A 21,736-nucleotide genomic window follows, 5' to 3' on the forward strand; every position below is an offset into this window, starting at 1 on the left:
CCACAGGGATCGTTGTCGTGCTGGAGATCCCTGTGGGAGCGGGCTCTGCCCGCGATAAGGCCGGCACAGGCTTTAGAGGGTTTCGAATCCGGCGCGGATCTTGGCTTCGGGTAGATCATCGGCGATGAACACCATCACGCTTTCGCGTACCTCCCCCTCGGCCCATTCGGTGTCCCAGTCGAAGCCGTAGAGTTTCAGCACGCCCTGGAACACCAGGCGTCGATCTTCCCCAGCGATATTCAAAACGCCCTTGTAGCGCAGCAGTTGCTTGCCGTGCTCTTCCAGCAGTTCATTCATGAAGGTACTGAGCCGATCGATGTCCAGCGGCTTGTCGGTGCGCAGCACCAGGCTGGCAATACGGTCGACGCTGGGACCCTGGTTGACCGGGCGCAACGCCAGGCCTGCATTGAGATTGAAACCCCGCACATCGAGCAGTTCTGCCAGGTCGATACGCCCATGTTCGACCACTCGGATCGGGGCCCGACGGTTGATGCGGGTCAGGCGCTCGCTCAGTTCTTCCAGCACCGTTGCTGGCACCAGATCGGTCTTGCTGATCAACAGGCGATCGGCGAACCCGACCTGCGCCTGGGCGATGGTCTGGGCCAGATGAATGCCGGCATGGGCAGCGTCGACCAAGGTCAGAATGCCATCCAGGATGTAGCGCTCGCGCAGCTCTTCATTGATGAAAAAGGTCTGCGCGACGGGCGCTGGGTCGGCCAGGCCAGTGCACTCGATGACCAGTCGATCGAAGGCGATCTCGCCACTGTCCAGGCGTTCGAGCAACAGGTACAGCGCCTTGGTCAGGTCGGTGTGGATGGTGCAGCAGACGCAGCCGTTGGCCAGCGTCATGATTTGCACCGGCTCGTCGCCCAGCAGCTGGGTGTCGATGCCGGCGTCGCTGAATTCGTTCTCGATCACGGCGATCTTCAAGCCATGTTCGGCCTTGAGCATATGGCGCAGCAAGGTGGTCTTGCCGGCGCCGAGAAAGCCGCTGAGGATGGTGACGGGAATCGGGGGTGCGGCTTCGGACAAGTTTGTTGGCTCCGGAATCATTTAAATGCAAATGGCCTCTTCGCGGCCACTGGCCGCTCCTACAGGGATAATCGATCACTTGTAGGAGCGGCCATTGGCCGCGAAAGGGCCGTCACTCACGACACATCTCTACGAGATGGCATGCCTCAACAACACTTGGGCCCACCCTTGCCGCCGTACCTGGCCTCCTGGCGTTCGCGGAAGAACGCCTGGTAATCCATCATCGGCTTGTCCGGGTGCTTGGTCTGCATGTGTTCGACATAGTTGTCGTAGTCCGGCATGCCCACCATCAGACGTGCCGCCTGGCCCAGGTATTTTCCCAACTTGCTCAAGTCATTGAACATGGCGGCAGCCCTCGATCATCACGCATTGGGGAACGGCTGGAACGGTGCTTCCTTGTCGGTACGTTCCTTCTTGCCCCAGGCGGCGACGCCGACCTTCAAGGCGAAGAACAGGATGCTGAAGACCACCAGCAGGAACAGTACGGTCAAGGTTGCGTTGGTGTAGGCATTGAAGATTACGTGCTGCATCTGCTCGACGCTCTTGGCCGGTGCAATGACCTGGCCCTGGGCCAACGCGTCGCTGTACTTCTTGGCCAGCGCCAGGAAGCCAACTGCGGGGTTGGCGTCGAACAGCTTGATGAAGCCTGCAGTGGTGGTGCAGATCAGCAGCCACACGGCCGGCAGCATGGTGACCCAGATATAGCGCTGACGCTTCATCTTGATCAGCACGACGGTGGCGAGCATCAGGGCAATACCGGCCAGCATCTGGTTGGAGATGCCGAACAGCGGCCACAGGGTATTGATACCACCCAGCGGATCGATCACGCCCTGATACAGCAACCAGCCCCAGAGTGTCACGCAACCGGCGGTGGCGATGACGTTGGCGGTCCACGACTCGGTGCGTTTGAGCGCCGGGACGAACGAGCCGAGCAGGTCTTGCAGCATGAAGCGTCCGGCACGGGTACCGGCGTCCACGGCGGTCAGGATGAACAACGCCTCGAACAGGATTGCGAAGTGGTACCAGAAAGCCATGGTGTTTTCACCCGGCAGCACCGAGTGCAGGATCTGCGCGATACCCACGGCCAGGGTCGGTGCACCGCCGGCACGCGCCAGGATGGTGGTTTCGCCGATGTCATGGGCCACCGCCTGCAGCGCTTCCGGGGTAATGGCAAAGCCCCAGCTGCTGACCGCCGTTGCCACTGCGACCACATCGGTACCGACCACTGCGGCCGGGCTGTTCATGGCGAAGTAAACGCCCGGTTCGATGACCGAAGCGGCAACCATGGCCATGATCGCCACGAACGATTCCATCAACATGGCACCGTAGCCGATGTAGCGGGCGTTGGTTTCGTTGTCCAGCAGCTTGGGCGTGGTGCCCGAGGAAATCAGCGCATGGAAACCGGACACCGCGCCGCAGGCGATGGTGATGAACAGGAACGGGAACAGACCGCCCTTCCATACCGGGCCGGTGCCGTCGGTGAACTGGGTCAGCGCAGGCATCTTCAGTTCCGGCATGGTCACCAGAATACCGATGGCCAGGGCGATGATGGTACCGATCTTGAGGAAGGTGGACAGGTAGTCGCGGGGTGCCAGGATCAGCCACACGGGCAGCACGGCTGCGACGAAGCCATAGCCCACCAGCATCCAGGTGATCTGAATGCCGGAGAAGGTGAAGGCCTTGGCCCAGACCGGGTCGGCCGCCACCTGGCCCCCCAGCCAGATCGAGAGCAACAGCAGAAACACGCCGATGATGGAGATTTCACCGATGCGGCCCGGGCGGATGTAGCGCATGTACACGCCCATGAACATGGCGATCGGGATAGTGGCCATGACCGTGAAGATGCCCCACGGGCTTTCGGCAAGTGCCTTGACCACGATCAGCGCCAGCACCGCGAGGATGATGATCATGATCAGGAAGCAACCGAAGAGGGCGATGGTGCCGGGGATGCGGCCCATTTCCTCGCGCACCATGTCGCCCAGCGAGCGGCCGTTGCGGCGGGTGGACAGGAACAGCACCATGAAATCCTGCACGGCGCCGGCCAGGACCACGCCTGCGATCAGCCACAGCGTGCCAGGCAGATAGCCCATCTGCGCGGCCAGCACCGGCCCGACCAGAGGGCCAGCACCGGCAATGGCTGCGAAGTGGTGGCCGAAGAGAATGTGCTTGTTGGTCGGTACGTAGTCCAGACCGTCGTTGTTGAGCACCGCGGGCGTGGCCCGGCGCGAGTCCAGCTGCATGACGTGGTTGGCGATGAACAGGCTGTAGTAGCGGTAGGCGACCAGGTAGATGGCCACTGCCGCGACGACGATCCATAACGCATTGATTGCTTCACCGCGGCGAAGTGCAACGACGCCCAGGGCACAGGCACCAATGATCGCCACGATCAGCCACGGAACGTGGCGGAACGCACTGCTATTATTCTTCATATTATTGTTTCCAGCTCAGTGGATGAGTGTCAGCCTTATCGAGTCTAGCGATTTTTTGCTCGATGGCCATCCCCACGTTGGTCTAGAGCGGTGCGGCGCGTGAGGCAGGGACGAATCGGAACACCTGCAGCCGGTGTGGGTCGCACTTAAGGTGTCCAAAACGAGTTGACCCATGCCCAAGCCACCTGCCCAAGCCGTCCTGCCGCCACCGTTGCTGTATCTGGCGTTCATCGCGGTGGCCATGGCCCTGAGCTATGCGCTGCCCATTGCGTTGCCGGTCAACAGCTGGACCGCCGCCACGGCGGCGGCCTTGATCATCCTCGGCCAGAGCCTCTCCTTCTGGGCCATGCTGCGTTTCAAGCGCCAACACACGGCAACCAGCAATTTCGACGCCCCCCACCGATTGCTGCGCGACGGGCCGTTCGCGCTGTCGCGCAACCCGATCAATCTGGGTGACACCCTTGCCTATGTCGCGCTGTCGTTGCTGATGGGCAGCCTGTGGCCGTGGCTGTTGCTGCCGGTGTTGTTGTACCTGATGAACTGGCTGGTGATCAGGCCTGACGAAATCCAGCTGGAAGGGCTGTTTGGCGAGACTTATCGCCAGTATTGTCGACGGGTTCGCCGCTGGCTTTGAGTCACTGCGCTATAGTCCAGCAAAACTGGAGAACCCGATCATGACGCAAACCCATACCGAACGCCGGCGCTTCAAGCGCATCGCCTTCGATGCCAAGACCGAACTGCGCCAAGGCACCGAGCGCTGGCCGGTGAAGCTGCTCGATCTGTCATTGAAGGGGCTGTTGATCGAAAAGCCGTCGCCCTGGCTGGGTGATGCCAGCCAACCCTTCAATGTGGATGTGAAGCTGGGGCCGCAGGAAGATGTGGTGATGGAGGTCAAGCTGGCCCATGACGATCATGGGCAGCTGGGTTTCGTGTGCACCCATATTGGTCTGGATTCGATCAGCCATCTGCGTCGCTTGATCGAACTCAACCTGGGCGACCCCGAGGAGCTGGAGCGGGAGCTGGGGGCTTTGTTGGAGGTTTGAGGACGGCGGCGAGACCTTCGCGGCCGATGACCGCGCCTACGGCGAGTATTACTACACCAAGTGAGCCGGCAGCCCCCACTGGGCGGGATCGAAACCCAGCAGGCTTTGCAGACGATCGTCGGCGTGGTGATAGCGTTCTGGCGCCATGGCGGCATCCGGCACGGCCACGGCGAACATGCCGGCAGCCTTGGCGGCGGTGACGCCGAAGGGCGAATCCTCGAACACCAGACAATCCTTGGGCTCCACCCCCAGACGCCTGGCCGCGACCAGGAAAATATCCGGCGCAGGCTTGGCCGCACCCACCTCTGGGTCATCGGCAGTGACAACCGTGTCGAACAGCGCAAACCACTCCTGATGCAGGGTGGTTTTCATCGCAAAGTGCCCGCGAGACGAACTGGTACCTACGGCGATCGGAATATTGTGCGCCTTCAAATGCCGCACCAGCGCCTCGGCGCCAGCCATGGCCTGCGCGTGGGGAAAGCGCTCGGCCATCAGCGGCGCGCGTGCTTCGATGAATTCAGCGGGCGTCAGCGGCAGGCCCAATGTCTCGACGATATAGGTCGACAGGTCAGTGGCACCCAGGCCGATGGTGTTCTGCTTGATACTCCAGTCGAAGACCTTGCCGTAACGCTCGGCAATCATCTGCGTGACTTCGGTGTAGATGCCTTCGGTGTTCAGCAGCAAGCCATCCATGTCGAAGATGACAGCCTTGACGGGGCCCATGCCCGGCACTGCAGTATTCATAGGGCGCGCTCCATGGTCGGTGAGAGGACCTCAGAGTACGGGGCGCGCCGGGGGTTGAGCAAGTTTGCATGGCAGTGCGGGCGCCTGCGCCAGGCGCCCGCACTGCAGTGGATCACGGTACCGACAGCGTGCGAATCATCGACAAGGTCAGATACAGCCGCGGCGCGATGCTGTCCAGTTCGATGTATTCGTCGTCGGCATGCAACCCCGCCCCAACCACGCCCATGGTTTCCAGCACTGCTGGCTTGTCGCTGCCGGGCACGTAGGCATAGCCGGCATCGGTACCGAAGCGCATGGCGATCGGCTCGATGGATTTGTCGATGGCGGCATAGGCTTTCTGCGCCACGCCGGCCAGTTGTTCAGAACCACTGTTCTTGGCCAGCGGTGGGCGGCCCTTCTCCAGGCGCAGGCTGACTTGAGTGTCGTCGATCAATTGCTTGCGGATCAGACGCTGGCCTTGCGCAAGCACGCGGTCGGTTTCCTCGATGTCCGAGTAGCGCATGTCGGCTTCAGCTGTTGCAAGGGCCGGGATGATGTTGCGCTTCTCGCCTGCCTTGGCCATGGTCCAGTTCACGGTGGTGCCCTTGTCGGGATCGCCCAGGTCCTTGAGCTGGACCAACTGGTGGGCCAGTTCGGTGAGCGCGTTGCGGCCCTCTTCGGGCGCGGAGCCGGCGTGGGACGAGCGCCCTTTGACTTCCAGGACCAAGCCGTTGATACCGTTGGTGGCAGTGGTCACTGCGTCCTTGTTCGGCGGCTCGTAGGAAAAGACGTAATCGTTCTGGGCAGCCAGTTCGGCGATGATTTTCTTCGAGCCGGCCGAGCCCATTTCCTCGTCCGGGTTGAACAGCACAGTGAGCGTGCCGTAGCCGTCGAAGCCTTGGGCCTTGAGCAGTTTCAACGCGTGCAGGATCATCGCCACACCGCCCTTGGCATCGGCCACGCCAGGGCCATAGGCGCGTGCTTCGTCGGTGCGGAACGGACGCTTGGCCGCAGTGCCGGGCAGGAAGACCGTGTCGTAGTGGACCATGAGCAGGAAGTTCTTGCTGCCGCTGCCCTTGAAGGTGCCGACGATGTTGTCGCCCACCGACGGCGTGGCCGGGGTGGTCTGGACCGTGGCACCCAGCTCCTTGAGGCGCTTGACCAGCAGCGCGCTGACCGTGGCCAGGCCTTTTTCCTGGCCGGTGCCCGTGTCTACCGAGACCAGTTCCTTGACCGTTTCCAGGTAGCTGGGTTGTTCGGCCTGGGCCTGTTTGTAGAGATCGGCGGCAGGCAGTTCGGCAGCCTGCGTCGACAGCGAAAACAGGCAGGCTGCAGCGATTGCGATGACGCGTGAAGGTCGAACGGGCATAGGTCGGGAGCCTCGGGCGGTTGTGGTTTTTGTAGGCAGGATTGGCCTCTTCGCGGGCAGAGACCCGCTCCCACAATGGAACAGCGGGAGCGTCTACGCCGATAGGGCAAGTCCTGACACCCAACAACCTTAGCCTACTGCAGCGTTCGTGCTACTCGAACAAGGCATCCAGCGCTTGTTCCAGACGCGTCACGGCAATGACCTGCAAGCCTGGCGGCGCTTCCTTGGGCGCATTGGCCTTGGGCACGATGGCACGCTTGAAGCCATGCTTGGCCGCTTCCTTGAGCCGTTCCTGACCACTGGGAACCGGGCGCACCTCGCCGGACAGGCCGACTTCGCCGAACACCAGCAAGTCGTGCGGCAGCGGACGGTTGCGCAGGCTGGACATGATTGCCGCGAGCAACGCCAGGTCGGAAGCGGTTTCCAGCACTTTCACGCCGCCGACCACGTTGAGGAACACGTCTTGGTCATGGGTGGGGATGCCGCCATGCCGATGCAGTACTGCCAGCAGCATGGCCAGGCGGTTCTGGTCCAGGCCCAGAGTGACCCGGCGCGGGTTGGACAGGTGGCTGTCGTCGACCAGCGCCTGCACTTCCACCAGCATGGGCCGGGTACCTTCCCACGTGGCCATGACCACACTGCCGGGGACTTCTTCCTGGGCACGAGTGAGAAAGATCGCCGACGGGTTGGAGACTTCTTTCAGGCCCTTGTCGGTCATGCCGAACACGCCCAGCTCGTTGATCGCGCCGAAGCGGTTCTTCACGGCCCGCAACAAGCGCAGGCGGCCATCGGATTCGCCTTCGAAGTACAGCACGGTATCGACCATGTGCTCGAGCACGCGGGGGCCGGCCAGGGCGCCTTCCTTGGTCACGTGGCCAACCAGAAAGATGGCCGTGCCGCTCTGTTTGGCATAACGCACCAGCAGCGCGGCGCTTTCGCGCACCTGCGACACGCCGCCGGGCGCGGACTGCAGGTTTTCGGTGAAGATGGTCTGGATCGAGTCGATCACCATGACCTTGGGCTGCTCGACCTTGGCGGTGGCGATGATGGTTTCGATGCAGGTCTCGGTCATGACCTTGAGCTTGTCCTGGGGCAGGCCCAGGCGTCGCGCGCGCATGGCCACCTGTTGCTGCGATTCTTCGCCGGTGACGTACAGCGCGGGCATGCGCATGGCGATGTTGCACAGGGTCTGCAGCAGAATGGTGGATTTGCCGATGCCGGGGTCGCCGCCGATCAGCACCACCGAGCCGTCGACCAGGCCGCCGCCGAGCACGCGGTCCAGCTCGGCCGATGCAGTCGAGAAGCGCGGGATCTCTTCGATGCTGACTTCGGCCAGGGTCTTGAGTTGGGCCTGCTGCCCTGTCCAGCCGGTGCGGCCACTGGGCGGTGCGGCAGCGCCGCTTTCGATGACGGTCTCCACCAGGGTGTTCCAGGCACCGCACTCGCCGCATTGGCCTGCCCATTTGGGAAACGTGGCACCGCACTCGGTGCAGCCGTACATGCGCTTTGCCTTGGCCATGAAAATTCCTGTTCGAAAAGTGCGTTCATGATAATCGAGCGCGCTGGAATAGTGGGCAAATCAAGCCCTTGCAGCGCTGAAAAGCGTCTAGTCTGTACTTTGACAAAACTTCTAGGGCGCAGTTGGGTCCCTTGCAGCAGGCATGGAAAATGAAGCATCTCGCTGATTTGGAATGCGTTGACCAACCTCATCTGTAATAAGGAATAACCTCATGAGCGTGCTAAGTGAATTCAAGGCCTTTGCGGTCAAAGGCAATGTAGTCGACATGGCCGTTGGTATCATCATCGGTGCAGCGTTCGGCAAGATCGTTTCATCCTTCGTTGGCGATGTGATCATGCCGCCGCTCGGGTTGCTGATCGGGGGCGTGGATTTCAGCGACCTGGCCATTACCCTGCGCGCCGCGGTTGGCGATGCGCCGGCGGTGGTGCTGGCCTATGGCAAGTTCATCCAGACGGTCATCGACTTCATCATCGTGGCGTTCGCCATCTTCATGGGCGTGAAGGCCATCAATCGCCTGCGTCACCAGGAAGAAAAGAAGCCTGCAGCGCCGGCTGCGCCAACCAAGGAAGAGCTGCTGCTGGGCGAAATCCGTGACCTGCTCAAGGAGCAGAACGGCAAGGGCACCGTGGTCACCACTGCGCCGACGCCCGGGCCGCAGATCTGATACCGCGGTGCGCCGTTCGCGGCCGATGACCGCTCCTACGGGTGGGCCGGGGTGGGCACTGATCCACTGTAGGAGCGGTCTGTGGCCGCGAAAGGTTGATGCGGTGAGCCAGGCACAGCGCAGTGCTGCCTTCGAGGCCGATGACCGCTCCTACGGATGAAAGCTGCTGCAGGAGCGGTCATTGGCCGCGAATGGTTGATGCGGTAGGTCAGGTGGTGGGGCGATTGCTACCAGTAGTTTTCGACCGCGACCTGGCCGGGACGGCGGCTGAGGCTGAGGTTCATGGCGCGGCCTTTGAGCAGTTGCCGGGTGTCGTCGATCATCTGCGGGTTGCCGCAGATCATCACCCGTGAATGCTCGGGGGTCAGTTCCAGCCCTGCGGCCCTTTCCAGTTCGCCGCTTTGAATCAGGTCGGTAATGCGCCCGTGCAAGGTGCCAGGCACCCTTTCCCGGGTCACGATCGGGATAAATTGCAGCTTGCCGGCGAACTCGGCCAAATAGTCGCGCTGTTCAAGCCCGGCGATCAGCTCACGATAGGCCAGCTCCTGGCCCTGTCTGGCGCTGTACACCAGTTTGATCCGTTCGAATTTCTCCCACACGGGAAAATCCTGCAGGATCGAAACGAAGGGCGCCACGCCGGTGCCGGTTGCCAGCATCCACAGGTCCCGACCGTCGACGAAGCGGTCCAGGGTAAGGAACCCGGTGGCCATCTTTTCCACCAGCAGTTCGTCCCCTGCGCGGAGCCGGCTCAATTCGCTGGTGAACTCGCCACCCGGTACGACGATGGAGAAGAACTCGAGAAACTCGTCGTGGGGCGACGACACCATCGAATAGGCGCGCCACACCACGGTGCCGTCGGCCTTGGTCACACCCAGACGAGCGAACTGACCGGCGACGAAGCGGAAACCGGCATCGCGGGTTGTGCGCAGGGTGAACAGGCTGGGGGTCAGCGGCTGGACCTCGATGAGGGTCTGGCGAGTGAATTTTTCTGCGCTGGCGGTCATGAGGCGCTCCGTTGTTCAAGTGCCGGCATTTTCCCGCAAACCAGCGAAGATAAACACCGCTGGTTTGTGTGGCGACCGGTGAGCCATCTGCTCGCAAAGGTCGTACCGCAGTGAGTCTGATGTTGGGCGGTGAGCCCTTCGCGGGTAGAACCCGCTCCCACAGGGTGCAGCTGCAGGGTGGAACCCGCTTCCACAGGGTGCAGTTGCAGGGTAGAACCCGCTCCCACAGGGTGAGGCTGCGGTGAACCCATCGCGGGTAGGACCCGTTTGCGCAGGGTGTGGCTGCGGCGCGGCTTTCGTGGCCGATGACCGCTTCTACAGGCTCCGCGTGCGATCGGGTAGAATCGCGGCTTTATTGCCGCTTTCGTGCCCTTCGCCATGCCTGTACTGACCTCGCCTTTCGCTGAACTCGATCTGATCCGCCAGCCCGATCAACCCAACGAACCGTTGCAGGCGTTCGATGCGGCGGACGAGTATTTGCTGGCCTACATGGCCGAGCACGCGCTGCCGGCCCAGGCCCGCGTGCTGATTCTCAACGACAGCTTCGGCGCTCTGGCCATCAGTCTGCAGAGCGTCGTGCAGGTGGTCAGCAGCGGCGATTCGTTTCTGGGCGCGCTAGGGCTGGAAAAGAACCTCACGCGCAACGGCCTGCCATTCGACAGCGTCGAGCTCATCCCGGCCAGCACCGATGTGCAAGGTCCGTTCGACCGTGTGCTGGTGCGCGTGCCCAAGACCCTCGCGCTGCTCGAAGAACAACTCATCCGCCTGCACGGCCACCTGAAGCCTGGCGCCGAGGTAGTGGCCGCCGGCATGGTCAAGCACCTGCCTCACGCCGCCGGCGAGCTGCTGGAAAAATACATCGGCACGATGCGACCGTCATTGGCCGTCAAGAAGGCCAGGCTGTTGATCGCCACCCATGAAGACAAACCTGCACAAGCATCGCCCTACCCTACCCGCTATGCGCTGGACGAACCTGCGCTGACGCTGCTCAACCACGCCAACGTGTTCTGCCGCGAGGGCCTGGACATCGGCACTCGCGCATTCCTCCCCCACCTGCCGCGCAACCTGGGCTCGGCGCGGGTGGCCGACCTGGGCTGCGGCAACGGCGTGCTGGCCATCGCCAGCGCCCTGGCCAACCCGGAGGCGCACTACACGCTGGTCGATGAATCGTTCATGGCCGTGCAATCGGCGCGGGAGAACTGGCAAGCAGCCCTGGGTGCCCGCGAGGTCGAGGTCCGTGCCGGTGACGGACTTGCGGGCCAGGCACCGCAGTCGCTGGACGTGGTGTTGTGCAACCCGCCGTTCCACCAGCAGCAAGTGGTGGGCGATTTCCTGGCGTGGCGTATGTTCCAGCAAGCCCGCGAGGCCCTGGTTGCCGGCGGCGACCTGTACATCGTCGGCAATCGCCACCTGGGCTATCACAGCAAACTGGCGCGGCTGTTCCGGGCCGTAGAACAGGTGGCGTCCACGCCCAAGTTCGTGGTGCTGCGCGCACGCAAGTAGACGCACTGGCCAGCCACGCAGTTGCCCTCAGGCAAAAAAAAGCCCTCCGCAAGGAGGGCTGTAAAATGAGCACTGCCAGGGCAGCACTGATGGGATTCAATGGGATTTCATCCCCGCCGCCGTCATGAACAGGCGGATCAACATGGCAAACAAGCCCAGCGCGACGACGCTGCCGGCGTAGATCACCACCAGCCAGCCCAGGCGTTTCCACAAGGGCTTTTTCTCTTCGCTGTGCGTAACGATCGGTTTCTCGCTCATGCTTCTACTCCTGCCCGACCCAGGCCTTGGCCTGGGCAGCGGCGGTTGGACTAGTGGTAGCCGTCTTCGTGGGTAACCTTGCCGCGGAACACGTAGTAGCTCCAGAAGGTGTACACCAGGATGATCGGAATGATGAACAGCGTGCCCACCAAGATGAACCCCTGGCTCTGCGGCGGCGACGACGCGTCCCAGATCGAGATCGACGGCGGGATGATGTTCGGCCACAGGCTGATGCCCAGCCCGCTGTAGCCCAGGAACACCAGCAGCAGGGTCAGCAGGAACGGCGTGTAGTGCGCGTTGCGTTTCACCGAGCGCAGCAGGCCGACGACCGTGGCCAGCACCAGAATGGGCACGGGCAGGAAGTAGAACAGGTTCGGCGTGCTGAACCAGCGCGTGGCGATGTCGTCATGGGCCAGCGGCGTCCAGATGCTGACGATACCGGTCACGATCAGCAGCCCGTAGGTCAGCGGCGGCGCCAGCTTGTGCATGGCCTGCTGCAGGCTGCCTTCGGTTTTCATGATCAACCAGGTGCAACCGAGCAACGCGTAGGCAACGATCAGTGCCAACCCGCAGAACAGGCTGAACGGCGTCAACCAGTCGAAGCCACCACCGGCATAGTTGCGGTCGACCACGGCAATGCCGTCGATGTACGCACCCAGTGCCACTCCCTGGAAGAACGTGGCCGCCAGCGAGCCGCCAATGAACGCCTTGTCCCAGACATGGCGCTTGGCCGCAGTGGCCTTGAAGCGGAACTCGAACGCCACGCCACGAAAGATCAGGCCCATCAGCATCAGGATCAGCGGCAGGTACAGCGCCGACAACACCACCGAGTAGGCCAGCGGGAAGGCGCCGAACAACGCCGCACCGCCCAGGACCAGCCAGGTTTCGTTGCCGTCCCAGACCGGCGCCACGGTATTCATCATGACATCGCGGTCACCTTCGTCCTGCATGAAGGGGAACAGGATGCCGATGCCCAGATCGAAGCCGTCCATGATCACGTACATCATGATGCCGAAGATGATGATCACGGCCCAGATGAACGGAAGGTCGATACCCATGCTTAGTGCCCCTTGCTCAAGGTGTCGGTGTGGCCTTCTTCGGTGCCTTCATGGGCAGCCGAAAGAGGACGTGCAGGCGTGCGCTGGGTACCAGGGCCACCGGTGTTGATCTTGTCTTCGTGCGCCTTCGGCCCCTTGCGCACCAGGCGCATCATGTAGCCCAGGCCCACGCCGAACAGCGCGAAATACACCACGACGAACATCACCAGGGTGAAGGTCATCTGGCCGATGCTGTGGTTGGAGGATGCGTCGGCAGTGCGCATCAGGCCGTAGACCACCCACGGCTGACGGCCGATCTCGGTGGTGAACCAGCCCGCCAGTATCGCGATCAGGCCCGATGGCCCCATCCACAGGGTGAGGTAGAGGAACGGGCGGCAGGTGAACAGCGCATCTTTCTTGCGCAGCCACACGCTCCACAGACCGACGAAGATCATCAGCATGCCCAGTCCGGCCATTACGCGGAACGACCAGAAGATGATGGTCGAGTTGGGACGGTCTTCCTTGGCAAACGTCTTGAGCGCGGGTACCTGCTTGTCCAGGCTGTGGGTCAGGATCAGGCTGCCCAGGTACGGAATCTCGACGGCGAAACGGGTCTTTTCCGCTTCCATGTCGGGCCAGCCGAACAGGATCAGCGGCGTTGCCTCGTCACCCTTGTTTTCCCAGTGGCCTTCGATCGCGGCGATCTTGGCCGGCTGGTGCTCGAGCGTGTTCAAGCCGTGCATGTCACCCACGAAGGCCTGCACCGGCGCCACGATCAGTGCCATCCACATGGCCATGGAGAACATCCGGCGTATGGCCGGGGTGTTGCGACCGCGCAGCAGGTGCCAGGCCGCCGAGGCGCCGACGAAGAACGCCGTGGCCACGAACGCGGCAATGGACATGTGCACCAGGCGATACGGGAACGAGGGGTTGAAGATGACCGCGAACCAGTCGACCGGAATCACCCGGCCGTCGATGATCGCATGGCCCTGGGGGGTCTGCATCCAGCTGTTGGACGCAAGAATCCAGAACGTGGAAATCAGCGTGCCGATTGCCACCATTATCGTCGAGAAGAAGTGCAGGCCACGGCCCACGCGGTTCCAGCCGAACAGCATGACACCCAGGAAGCCCGCTTCCAGGAAGAACGCAGTGAGCACTTCGTAGGTCAGCAACGGCCCGGTGACGGCACCGGCGAAGTCGGAGAAGCGGCTCCAGTTGGTGCCGAATTGGTAGGCCATCACCAGACCGGACACGACGCCCATGCCGAAGTTGACTGCGAATATCTTCGACCAGAAGTGATACAGATCGCGGTAGGTGTCGTCACGGGTTTTCAGCCACATGCCTTCGAGCACAGCCAGGTAGCTGGCCAGACCGATGGTGATGGCGGGAAACAGAATGTGGAACGAGACCGTAAACGCAAACTGCATTCGGGCGAGATCGATTGCCTCTAAACCGAACATGGGGCTTCCTCTATCAGGTGAACCGGCGCAGGCGGGCGGCCCATGCCAGCGGCCCCTGCGAGGGGAGCGCGGTCTGATGACTTCGTTCTAGTGGAGTCCACGTCGCAGGGATTGTGGCCGTTTGGCCGCCATGCCGCGCCAGACGAGGCGTTGACATGGATGAAGACACCTTCAAAGAGTAGCCTTGTTTGCAGCCTTGGCCTGTGTGGTTTAGTGCCGCACGACCAGATGTCGCACCCGGTTTACTTTCCTCTGGTATGGGGTTTGGAAAGGCTATCTGTACGGCTTTGGTGGATCTGATACCTAGGCGCAAGGTAGCCGTACGGCATCATTGCACTGGGGTTCGTTGCATTGTCCGAACAGTTTCCCGCTCGGATGCAATCAAGCGACGCGATGGCAGCCTTAACCCATGCTCCGATGGCAGTCCGAAATGGTCTCGGCCCAGTGCAAGCGTTTCACCCTGCCATTGTTCGAACAGTTCAAACAGGGGCATACGGATATGTCCCCGTGCGGGATCTGCCACCAAAGCACTACCATTGCTTATACCTTTGAGCACGACAAAATGATTCAGCGTTTTTTGCCTGAGCAGGATGATCACCGGACCTTTCAGCAAGGCCAATGCCTGACGAGGCAACATCACACCTTCGGCCAGATAGCCTAAACGCTGGGCGGTGGTTTTGAGGTCAAGCAAGGAAAATCCTTGAGTGGTTCGCTCCATAGCCTGCTCATTGGTAAGCCTGGCAACCATGTCGGCGAGTACGTCCTGCTCACTCAGGGTCTCGCCGAAATACAAGTTGAGCAGAATGGTCAATGACGCAGCACCACAGGAGTAATCCAGCGTTTGGCGATCGATGTTAGCCATGCGCAATGCGACAAAGGATCTGGGAGCCTGGAATGGCGAAGCGCTCGCCATGATGGTCAACCCAAACATGAACGCCAGGCCAACCGCTAGATGACGCATCAATTGAACTGGCGCTTGAGGTTCAATGACATGGAAGCCGGCCCTGCATCGTCATTTAGCCCAAGCATGATTTGAGGAGAGACCACCCAATCGTCATGAAGCCGGTAGGACAGGTTGAAGGCAAGGTCCGCCGGATCGATATCAGTACCTTTGATGATTTGTCTATCTGCCTTCAAGTTGGCGCTGTAGCTATATGAGAATCTCGCCCCTATGGACAGCTTCTCATTCAGTGCAAAACCTGCACCCAAGTAACTCCGCAACGCCCAGCCCGGCTTCACGGCATAGCCGTCTATGGTGCTCTTAAAAAGTGCTGATAGCTGAGACCGCCAAACAAAATGGCAGGGTCTGTGCTGCGCACCCACGCAATGCCTGGCGCTACGTTCCAGTGTCCCGAGCCGTTGTTCAACGGGTCCTTCCATCTGTTGGCTGCGTCGTTGTAGCGTTTTCGGCCGGTGGGGGCGCCGATGTCGAACGTGAACGAGAGAGCTGGATGTGCGGAGGTTTCGTCCAGCCACTGATACTGGACTCCAAAGCCTATGTCCGCGAGGTCCCACGCGCCGGTGGTACTTACATACTCATTGGAAGAGACATCTTCGACGCTCGTATAAGTGAAGGGCACTGCAAGATGCCCTTCCAACCGGTCGAAAAGCCCTGTGCGAAGCGTAGGTTCGAACTGGATGACGCGTGCACTGTAGGAGGATTTCTGGAAATAGCCAACGTCAAACAGATTGTGTTGCCGGCGGCTTTGCTTGTAAACAAGCCCCATATCGAACTCATACTCACCCGGCCCGAGCAATACCGTAGAGCCCACCAGGAAATCCAGCGGCGGTTGTTCGGTACGTTCGCCTTATTCGGCGGGAACATCCTCGGCTTCGGGATTCCGCTCTTCGACGAAGCTGCGAGTCAGTGCTTGTATTTCGGTCATCCTGACCTCGACCTCACCGAAGGTCGTGGATGTGAGCAAGGTCAACGTTGCGCCATTACTCATCAAGCGCCCCGAGGCTAGTTCGCCATTCTTGAATCGCACTTCATAATCATGGTCGGTTTGCAATGACGCAATGTCCGGACCCGGAATATTCAACCCCGTGCCGTAGGAAGCGCTGAAAACGCAGACGTCGCCCTCATAGCTGATCAACCTGCCTGAGAGGCTGTCGCCATTCTTCAGGTGGACAGTATCAGCCATTGCAACAGGAGCGGTAGATAACAGAATGCTGACACTCGCGGCAAAGTGCGTGAGTGAAGACGGGATAGACATTGGCGTCCTTGCGGTTATCGAAAAAAGTAGGCGCAGCACGTATCAAGGCTGCGCTTATGGGTCACCAGCGGAATGTGGAGATGGGCCGTGACCATTGACTGGCGCGGAAGCCATAGTTGCGCGGCGCCTTGGTCTCGCGATCCAGAGCCTGGTAGTGATGCTCGATTTCGCGGGCATTGGCACGATTCCAGGCGTTCATACGGCTAGTTGAATCGGCCAGCCAGACATCGCCTGCAACAAGCTCCAGCGTCCCGCCATCTCGATACCACTTATATTCATGCGGGCTATAATCGAATCCTTGATATTGATAGGCTCGATAATCAGACTGACTACCGCGCTTTTTCCATGTGACCTGATGAGTTTTGATACCTTGGGTGACACTGGGTCGGGCGTATCCAGTGATGCGGGCCGTACCTTTTATTAGCGCCATTTGTCCATCGTCAAGTGTGCGCACTTCCATACCCGCGCCGCGCAGTGCTTCAACCATGGGAACCGCAGCATAACTGCCCACTGACGCCGCGACCAACATTACGCCTATCGAAAGAGCTTTCCATTGCATGGACATATTTCTGTACTCCTTTATTAAAAAATCGGGACTTATACGTCAGGCGATTCAATGTCCGTCATGTAAAAGCCTATTTCAGCGATAAGTGCCACAAGTCGGGCGTCCGAACGGATTGCCTCGTTCATCTCTCGATGCAGGGTAGCTTCAATGCCCGGCGTGGTATTCATGATCACGTAATGTTCCAAATCATCGACCCCCCACAAACCATGACCCTCCGACACCGTTTGCTGTACGGCCTGCAGGCGCTCGCGGAACTCTTGCATCTGACCGTCTGAAACGTTGTGGGTCAGACGGGTTTCGATAGTTTGTGAACCCACGACTTCAACAATGGAATTGGCAAAGCCAATCATCCAACTCGGCACTTGGCATATCGCCAACTCTGCGCGACTCACCCCGCACTCACTCAATTCCCGCCCCTGCGCCCGCACTCGCTCGATTTCCCGTTCTTTGTCAGCCAGACTCACGGCAGCTGGAGAAAGCGTTACGTTATCGTGCCGAGAAGGTGGCGTTTCCGATGATAGGTTCAGTATCTGCTTGAAACTTTCCGTTGTGTCCGATGCTGGCTTTGACTCTTTAACCAACGGATTTACAACTCGAGTAAAATCGACTTTCGATACATTCATCGGTTGCCTCCTGGCAAGTAATGTCCGTTGCGAATCTTGCAGAAATTGAGCGTTAACAATGATGCGCCTGACTGCAGCGCGACGGTACTGTAGTCGACTTAACCCTACCGACGTCAAGGCGCGCCATAATCTGGAAAGTTAAAAAACATTGCGAGATAACAGCCCGACCAAAGACTATTCGCAACAAGCTGTAAGAACATTCTGAAAAAAACCGCGTCGCTACATACTTAGCGCGCAAAATCCGCTGGAGAGATAGTGAAATATTCCTTCTTCCTGCGGGTTTGCTCAGATAGCTGATGCCCATGATTATGGGTAGGCGGGCGACGGAGCCCGCACTGATCAACGCGAATACGCAGTCGCGATCGAAAGATTCTTCTGGTGTGCGTACTTGGCTTGCACCTGCAAGAACACTCCCCAAAAAACCTAAACGGCTCTTGAGGAGTGCACTGTCCTACCAAGACACCAGATGCGTTACATCACCTTGTCCAGCGTGATCGGAAACTCGCGGACACGCTTGCCGGTGGCGTGGTAGATGGCGTTGGCCACTGCAGCGGCAACCCCGACGATGCCGATTTCGCCGACGCCCTTGGAACCCAGGGCGTTGACGATGTCGTCGGGCTCGTCGACGAAGATCACTTCGATGTCGTTGATGTCCGCGTTCACAGGAATGTGGTACTCGGCCAGGCTGTGGTTCATGAATCGGCCCAGGTTATGGTCGGTCTGGGTTTCTTCCTGCAGCGCCATGCCCAGGCCCCAGACCACGCCACCGAGAATCTGGCTGCGGGCCATCTTCGGATTGACCACGCGCCCAGCGGCCACGGCGCTGACCACACGGGTCACGCGGATAGTGCCCAGGTCTTCGTCGACCTCCACTTCAACGAACACCGCCGAATGGGTGGCCGTGGCATAGCCTTCGCGCTTCTTGTCCGGCTTGGCGTCGACCTGCGCTTGGAAAGTGTCCGAGCCGTCGATGCTGGCCAGGTTTGCCAGCGACAAATGGTGGCCAGGGCAACGCAGTTCGCCGCCCTCGACGAACACCTGCGCAGGATCGGCGTCGGCAAACGCCGGCTGCACCTGGCTGGCGGCATGGATGAGCTTGGCCTTGAGCGCTTCGCAGGCCTGCTGCACGGCCGTACCCACCGAAGACACGGTGAACGAGCCGCCCTGCAGCGGCGCCGTAGGCAGCGACGAGTCGCCCAGCTTGAACTCTACGTCCTGCGCGGCGACGCCGGCCGCCGCAGCGGCAATCTGGGTCATCACGGTGTAGGTACCGGTGCCGATGTCGGTGGTTGCACTGCTCACCACCAGCTTGCCTTGCTTGTCCAGCCTGGCCTTGGCGCTGGCCGGCATCTGCATGGCTTCCCAGACCCCACCGGCCATGCCCATGCCCACCAGTTGGTTAGCGCGGCGCATGCTGCGCGGCTCGACCTTGCGCTGGCTCCAGCCAAAGCGTTCGGCACCCTGCTGATAGCAGGCCTTGAGCTCTTTGCTGGAATACGGCTTGCCTTCGTTCTGGTTGGTGTCGGAGAAGTTGACCAGGCGCAGCTGGACCGGGTCGATTTTGGCCGCCACGGCCAACTCGTCCATCGCGCACTCCAGGCCGATCATGCCCAGGGCTGCACCAGGTGCGCGCATGTCCAGCGGCGTGAACACGTCCAACGGCACCAGGTTGTAGGTCAACTTGACGTTGTCACAGTGGTAGAGCATGCCGCTCCATTCCACGACGTGCTCCGAGAAGTCTTCGAAGCGCGAAGTCTGCCCGGTCGCAGTGTGACCGACCGCCTGCAACTTGCCGTCGGCGCTACAGGCCAGTTGCAACTGCTGCACGGTGCGTGGACGGTAGCCGAAGGTGAACATCTGCTGGCGGGTCAGAGTCACGCGCACCGAACGCTTGAGGTGCAGGGCCGCCATGACGGCCAAAGGCAGCTGATACTGCGGACGCAGGCCAGAACCGAAGGCACCGCCGACAAAGGCGGCCATGACACGGATCCGCTCCTTGTCCATGCCGAACACGTTGGACAGGTAGGTCTGACAGTTCTGCGTGCTCTGGGTCTTGTCGTGGATGACCAGGCTGCCATCGGCCTGGTAGAGCGCGGTGCTGGCGTGGGGCTCCATCGGGTTGTGGTGCTCGACCGGTGTGTCGTAGGTCGCGTCGACGGTGATCGGCGCAGCTGCGAATTGCCCGGCGAAATCGCCACGTGGCTCAGGTAGCTCGGCGGGTGCCGGCTTGGCGGCGGACAGCTGGGCGCGCAGGTCGGTCTGGTGGGATTCCTGGGCGTACTCGATCTGCACCAGCGAGCCTGCATGGCGGGCAAGCTCCAGGTTATCAGCGACGACCAGGGCCAGGGGCTGACCACTGTAGAGCACGTTGTCGTTGTACAGCGGGCGAAACGGCGAGCCATCGGCGGAGTCGTCGTCTTCGTATTTTTCGTCGTAGCTGGCCAGCTTCGGCCGGTTGCTGTGGTCGATCACGGCCACCACACCGGGCAGCGCCAGCGCCCTGGAAGCGTCGATGGAAACCACTCGACCATTGGCGATGGTGCTGGAGACAACGCTGCCGAACAGCAGGCCGTCTTCCGGGAACTCGCCGGCGTAGCGCGCTTGACCCGTCACTTTGAGCAGACCGTCGACGCGGTCCATGGGTTGGCCGAGTGTGCTCATGGCTGCATCTCCCCTTTTGCGGCATCGCTCAGGGCACGGACTATCGCGCGGCGGGCCAGCTTGATCTTGAAGGTGTTGTGTTGCAGGCCGCGAGCGTCCTGCAGCAACAGGTCGGCGGCTTTGCCAAAGGTTTCGGCAGTGGCGGGCTGGCCGATCAGCAGGCGTTCCACCGCCTCGTCGCGCCATGGCTTGTGAGCCACCCCGCCCAGCGCCAGGCGGGCGTCGCGGATGGTCTCGCCGTCGAGTTCCAGAGCGGCCGCAACCGAGACCAGTGCGAACGCATAGGACGCCCGATCGCGAATCTTCACGTACTGGCTGTGGGCGGTGAAGCCGGCGGCAGGCAATTCCACTGCGGTGATCAGCTCGTCATCGGCCAATTGGTTGTCGCGCTCGGGGGCGTCGGCAGGCAGGCGATGAAAGTCGGCGAACTCGATGGTACGTGCGCCGTTCGGGCCTTGCACATGGACCACGGCAGCCAGGGCCGCCAAGGCCACGCACATGTCCGACGGGTGGGTGGCCACGCATTGCTCGCTGGCGCCAAGAATGGCGTGAATGCGATTCAGGCCGTCCTTGGCCGGGCAGCCGGTGCCAGGCTCGCGCTTGTTGCACGGCATCTTCGAATCATAGAAGTAGTAGCAACGCGTGCGTTGCAGCAGGTTGCCACCGGTGCTGGCCATGTTGCGCAGCTGCGGCGATGCGCCCGCCAGAATCGCCTGGCTGAGCAATGGGTAACGCTGTTCGATCAACGGATGCCAGGCCAGGTCGGCATTGCTCACCAATGCGCCGATGCGCACGCCGCCGTCGGCGGTCTCCTCGACTTCGCGCAGCGGCAGCCCGGTGATGTCGATGAGCTGCTCGGGCTGCAGGACGTTTTCTTTCATCAGGTCGAGCAGGTTGGTACCGCCGGCGATGAAGCGCGAGTGCGGGCCGGCCAGGCGTACGGCTTCATCGACGCCTGCAGGCTTGGCGTAGGTAAACGGATTCATGAGCGCTCACCCCCCTGCACTTCGACCACTTCTTCGATGGCCGCGCGAATGTTGCTGTAGGCGCCGCAGCGGCACAGGTTGCCGCTCATCAATTCCTTGATGTCGGCGCTGGATTCGGCGCGACCCTCGTTGATCAGGCCGACGGCGGAGCAGATCTGCCCGGGCGTGCAGTAACCGCACTGGAAAGCGTCGTGCTTGATGAACGCTGCCTGGACCGGATGCAGTTGGTCACCCTGCGCCAGCCCTTCGATGGTGGTCAGTTCGGCGCCATCGCACATCACGGCCAGGGTCAGGCAGGCATTGACGCGTTTGCCATTGAGCAGCACGGTGCAGGCACCGCACTGGCCGTGGTCGCAGCCTTTCTTGCTGCCGACCAGGTCGAGTTGTTCGCGCAACAGGTCCAGCAGCGTGGTCCAGGGCAGCACGTCGAGTTGACGTGATTGGCCATTGAGTTGCAGGGAAATGCTGTGGCTGGCGTACGGCTGCGCACCAGCGCTTGTAGAAAGCGTGTTCATCGGGTCGACCTCACGGTAATTCAGCTTGCTGCGCGACATTTTTCTTGTCGCGTCGTTTGCAGGTACGACTTTGAGCGGTCGCCATTCGTTCAGACGAGCTGATGAGTGTTTCCATGCGGTGCTGCTGGT

The 21,736-nt window shown here is 61.1% G+C and carries 23 protein-coding genes; 4 read left to right on the forward strand and 19 right to left on the reverse strand.

What is annotated here, in order from left to right; all coding sequences use genetic code 11:
• Nucleotides 1-72 precede the first annotated feature (72 nt).
• The 3 genes from yjiA to ONG87_RS17860 form a co-directional block, all read right to left on the reverse strand.
• Nucleotides 73-1,032, reverse strand: a complete 960-nt coding sequence (gene yjiA / locus ONG87_RS17850) for a GTPase (protein WP_264381766.1) — start codon at nucleotides 1,030-1,032, stop codon at nucleotides 73-75.
• Between the two features lie 146 nt (nucleotides 1,033-1,178).
• On the reverse strand, nucleotides 1,179-1,376 hold the full coding sequence (locus tag ONG87_RS17855) for a YbdD/YjiX family protein (RefSeq protein WP_122475360.1): 198 nt from the start codon (nucleotides 1,374-1,376) through the stop codon (nucleotides 1,179-1,181).
• 18 nt (nucleotides 1,377-1,394) lie between these two features.
• Entirely contained in the window at nucleotides 1,395-3,461 is a 2,067-nt protein-coding gene (locus ONG87_RS17860; protein ID WP_122475362.1) for a carbon starvation CstA family protein, read from the reverse strand.
• Nucleotides 3,462-3,633: 172 nt separating this feature from the next.
• On the opposite strand from ONG87_RS17860, the gene ONG87_RS17865 reads away from it, so the two are divergent.
• Nucleotides 3,634-4,095 carry an isoprenylcysteine carboxylmethyltransferase family protein gene (locus ONG87_RS17865; protein ID WP_192137694.1) on the forward strand — a complete coding sequence of 154 codons (462 nt, stop codon included), beginning with the start codon at nucleotides 3,634-3,636 and terminating at the stop codon, nucleotides 4,093-4,095.
• Between the two features lie 40 nt (nucleotides 4,096-4,135).
• Nucleotides 4,136-4,504, forward strand: a complete 369-nt coding sequence (locus ONG87_RS17870; protein ID WP_192058522.1) for a PilZ domain-containing protein — start codon at nucleotides 4,136-4,138, stop codon at nucleotides 4,502-4,504.
• A gap of 51 nt (nucleotides 4,505-4,555) precedes the next feature.
• Here ONG87_RS17870 and ONG87_RS17875 read toward each other — a convergent pair whose 3' ends face one another.
• The 3 genes from ONG87_RS17875 to radA form a co-directional block, all read right to left on the reverse strand.
• Nucleotides 4,556-5,248, reverse strand: a complete 693-nt coding sequence (locus tag ONG87_RS17875) for an HAD-IA family hydrolase (RefSeq protein ID WP_185795199.1) — start codon at nucleotides 5,246-5,248, stop codon at nucleotides 4,556-4,558.
• A 112-nt stretch (nucleotides 5,249-5,360) separates the two neighbouring features.
• A complete protein-coding gene (locus ONG87_RS17880; RefSeq protein WP_264381767.1) occupies nucleotides 5,361-6,596 on the reverse strand; it encodes a M20/M25/M40 family metallo-hydrolase in 1,236 nt (411 codons plus the stop codon).
• Nucleotides 6,597-6,747: 151 nt separating this feature from the next.
• Nucleotides 6,748-8,115, reverse strand: a complete 1,368-nt coding sequence (radA, locus tag ONG87_RS17885; RefSeq protein WP_122475371.1) for a DNA repair protein RadA — start codon at nucleotides 8,113-8,115, stop codon at nucleotides 6,748-6,750.
• A 211-nt stretch (nucleotides 8,116-8,326) separates the two neighbouring features.
• Between radA and mscL the strand changes: the two genes are divergently transcribed.
• A complete protein-coding gene (gene mscL / locus ONG87_RS17890) occupies nucleotides 8,327-8,779 on the forward strand; it encodes a large-conductance mechanosensitive channel protein MscL (protein WP_122475373.1) in 453 nt (150 codons plus the stop codon).
• A gap of 227 nt (nucleotides 8,780-9,006) precedes the next feature.
• On the opposite strand, the gene ONG87_RS17895 is transcribed toward mscL, so the two are convergent.
• Nucleotides 9,007-9,783, reverse strand: coding sequence for a ferredoxin--NADP reductase (locus tag ONG87_RS17895; RefSeq protein ID WP_122475374.1), 777 nt, complete (start codon nucleotides 9,781-9,783; stop codon nucleotides 9,007-9,009).
• Nucleotides 9,784-10,161: 378 nt separating this feature from the next.
• Between ONG87_RS17895 and ONG87_RS17900 the strand changes: the two genes are divergently transcribed.
• Nucleotides 10,162-11,286, forward strand: a complete 1,125-nt coding sequence (locus ONG87_RS17900) for a class I SAM-dependent methyltransferase (protein WP_192175832.1) — start codon at nucleotides 10,162-10,164, stop codon at nucleotides 11,284-11,286.
• 96 nt (nucleotides 11,287-11,382) lie between these two features.
• On the opposite strand, the gene ONG87_RS17905 is transcribed toward ONG87_RS17900, so the two are convergent.
• From ONG87_RS17905 to ONG87_RS17960, 12 genes are all read right to left on the reverse strand, one after another.
• A complete protein-coding gene (locus tag ONG87_RS17905) occupies nucleotides 11,383-11,544 on the reverse strand; it encodes a DUF2474 domain-containing protein (protein WP_082223659.1) in 162 nt (53 codons plus the stop codon).
• A 50-nt stretch (nucleotides 11,545-11,594) separates the two neighbouring features.
• Nucleotides 11,595-12,602 carry a cytochrome d ubiquinol oxidase subunit II gene (gene cydB, locus ONG87_RS17910; protein WP_122475377.1) on the reverse strand — a complete coding sequence of 336 codons (1,008 nt, stop codon included), beginning with the start codon at nucleotides 12,600-12,602 and terminating at the stop codon, nucleotides 11,595-11,597.
• A gap of 2 nt (nucleotides 12,603-12,604) precedes the next feature.
• Nucleotides 12,605-14,041, reverse strand: a complete 1,437-nt coding sequence (locus tag ONG87_RS17915; RefSeq protein ID WP_264381768.1) for a cytochrome ubiquinol oxidase subunit I — start codon at nucleotides 14,039-14,041, stop codon at nucleotides 12,605-12,607.
• 328 nt (nucleotides 14,042-14,369) lie between these two features.
• Nucleotides 14,370-14,903 (reverse strand): C39 family peptidase, encoded by a 534-nt coding sequence (locus ONG87_RS17920; RefSeq protein WP_264381769.1) that lies wholly within the window; start codon nucleotides 14,901-14,903, stop codon nucleotides 14,370-14,372.
• A 98-nt stretch (nucleotides 14,904-15,001) separates the two neighbouring features.
• Complete coding sequence (locus tag ONG87_RS17925) at nucleotides 15,002-15,280, reverse strand: hypothetical protein (RefSeq protein WP_264381770.1); 279 nt, start codon at nucleotides 15,278-15,280, stop codon at nucleotides 15,002-15,004.
• 11 nt (nucleotides 15,281-15,291) lie between these two features.
• Nucleotides 15,292-15,813, reverse strand: a complete 522-nt coding sequence (locus ONG87_RS17930; RefSeq protein ID WP_264381771.1) for a transporter — start codon at nucleotides 15,811-15,813, stop codon at nucleotides 15,292-15,294.
• A gap of 36 nt (nucleotides 15,814-15,849) precedes the next feature.
• Nucleotides 15,850-16,257 carry a hypothetical protein gene (locus tag ONG87_RS17935; RefSeq protein WP_264381772.1) on the reverse strand — a complete coding sequence of 136 codons (408 nt, stop codon included), beginning with the start codon at nucleotides 16,255-16,257 and terminating at the stop codon, nucleotides 15,850-15,852.
• Nucleotides 16,258-16,318: 61 nt separating this feature from the next.
• Nucleotides 16,319-16,822, reverse strand: a complete 504-nt coding sequence (locus ONG87_RS17940; protein ID WP_264381773.1) for a hypothetical protein — start codon at nucleotides 16,820-16,822, stop codon at nucleotides 16,319-16,321.
• Nucleotides 16,823-16,854: 32 nt separating this feature from the next.
• Entirely contained in the window at nucleotides 16,855-17,445 is a 591-nt protein-coding gene (locus ONG87_RS17945) for a hypothetical protein (protein ID WP_122475383.1), read from the reverse strand.
• A gap of 471 nt (nucleotides 17,446-17,916) precedes the next feature.
• Nucleotides 17,917-20,106 (reverse strand): xanthine dehydrogenase family protein molybdopterin-binding subunit, encoded by a 2,190-nt coding sequence (locus ONG87_RS17950; protein WP_264381774.1) that lies wholly within the window; start codon nucleotides 20,104-20,106, stop codon nucleotides 17,917-17,919.
• Nucleotides 20,103-21,092 (reverse strand): xanthine dehydrogenase family protein subunit M, encoded by a 990-nt coding sequence (locus ONG87_RS17955; protein WP_122475387.1) that lies wholly within the window; start codon nucleotides 21,090-21,092, stop codon nucleotides 20,103-20,105. Before ONG87_RS17955 ends, ONG87_RS17950 begins: the two co-directional genes overlap by 4 nt.
• Nucleotides 21,089-21,607 (reverse strand): (2Fe-2S)-binding protein, encoded by a 519-nt coding sequence (locus ONG87_RS17960; RefSeq protein WP_122475723.1) that lies wholly within the window; start codon nucleotides 21,605-21,607, stop codon nucleotides 21,089-21,091. Before ONG87_RS17960 ends, ONG87_RS17955 begins: the two co-directional genes overlap by 4 nt.
• Nucleotides 21,608-21,736: the final 129 nt, after the last annotated feature.

Source organism: Pseudomonas sp. MM227 (genome assembly GCF_947090715.1).
In the GTDB taxonomy this organism is placed as follows: domain Bacteria; phylum Pseudomonadota; class Gammaproteobacteria; order Pseudomonadales; family Pseudomonadaceae; genus Aquipseudomonas; species Aquipseudomonas baltica.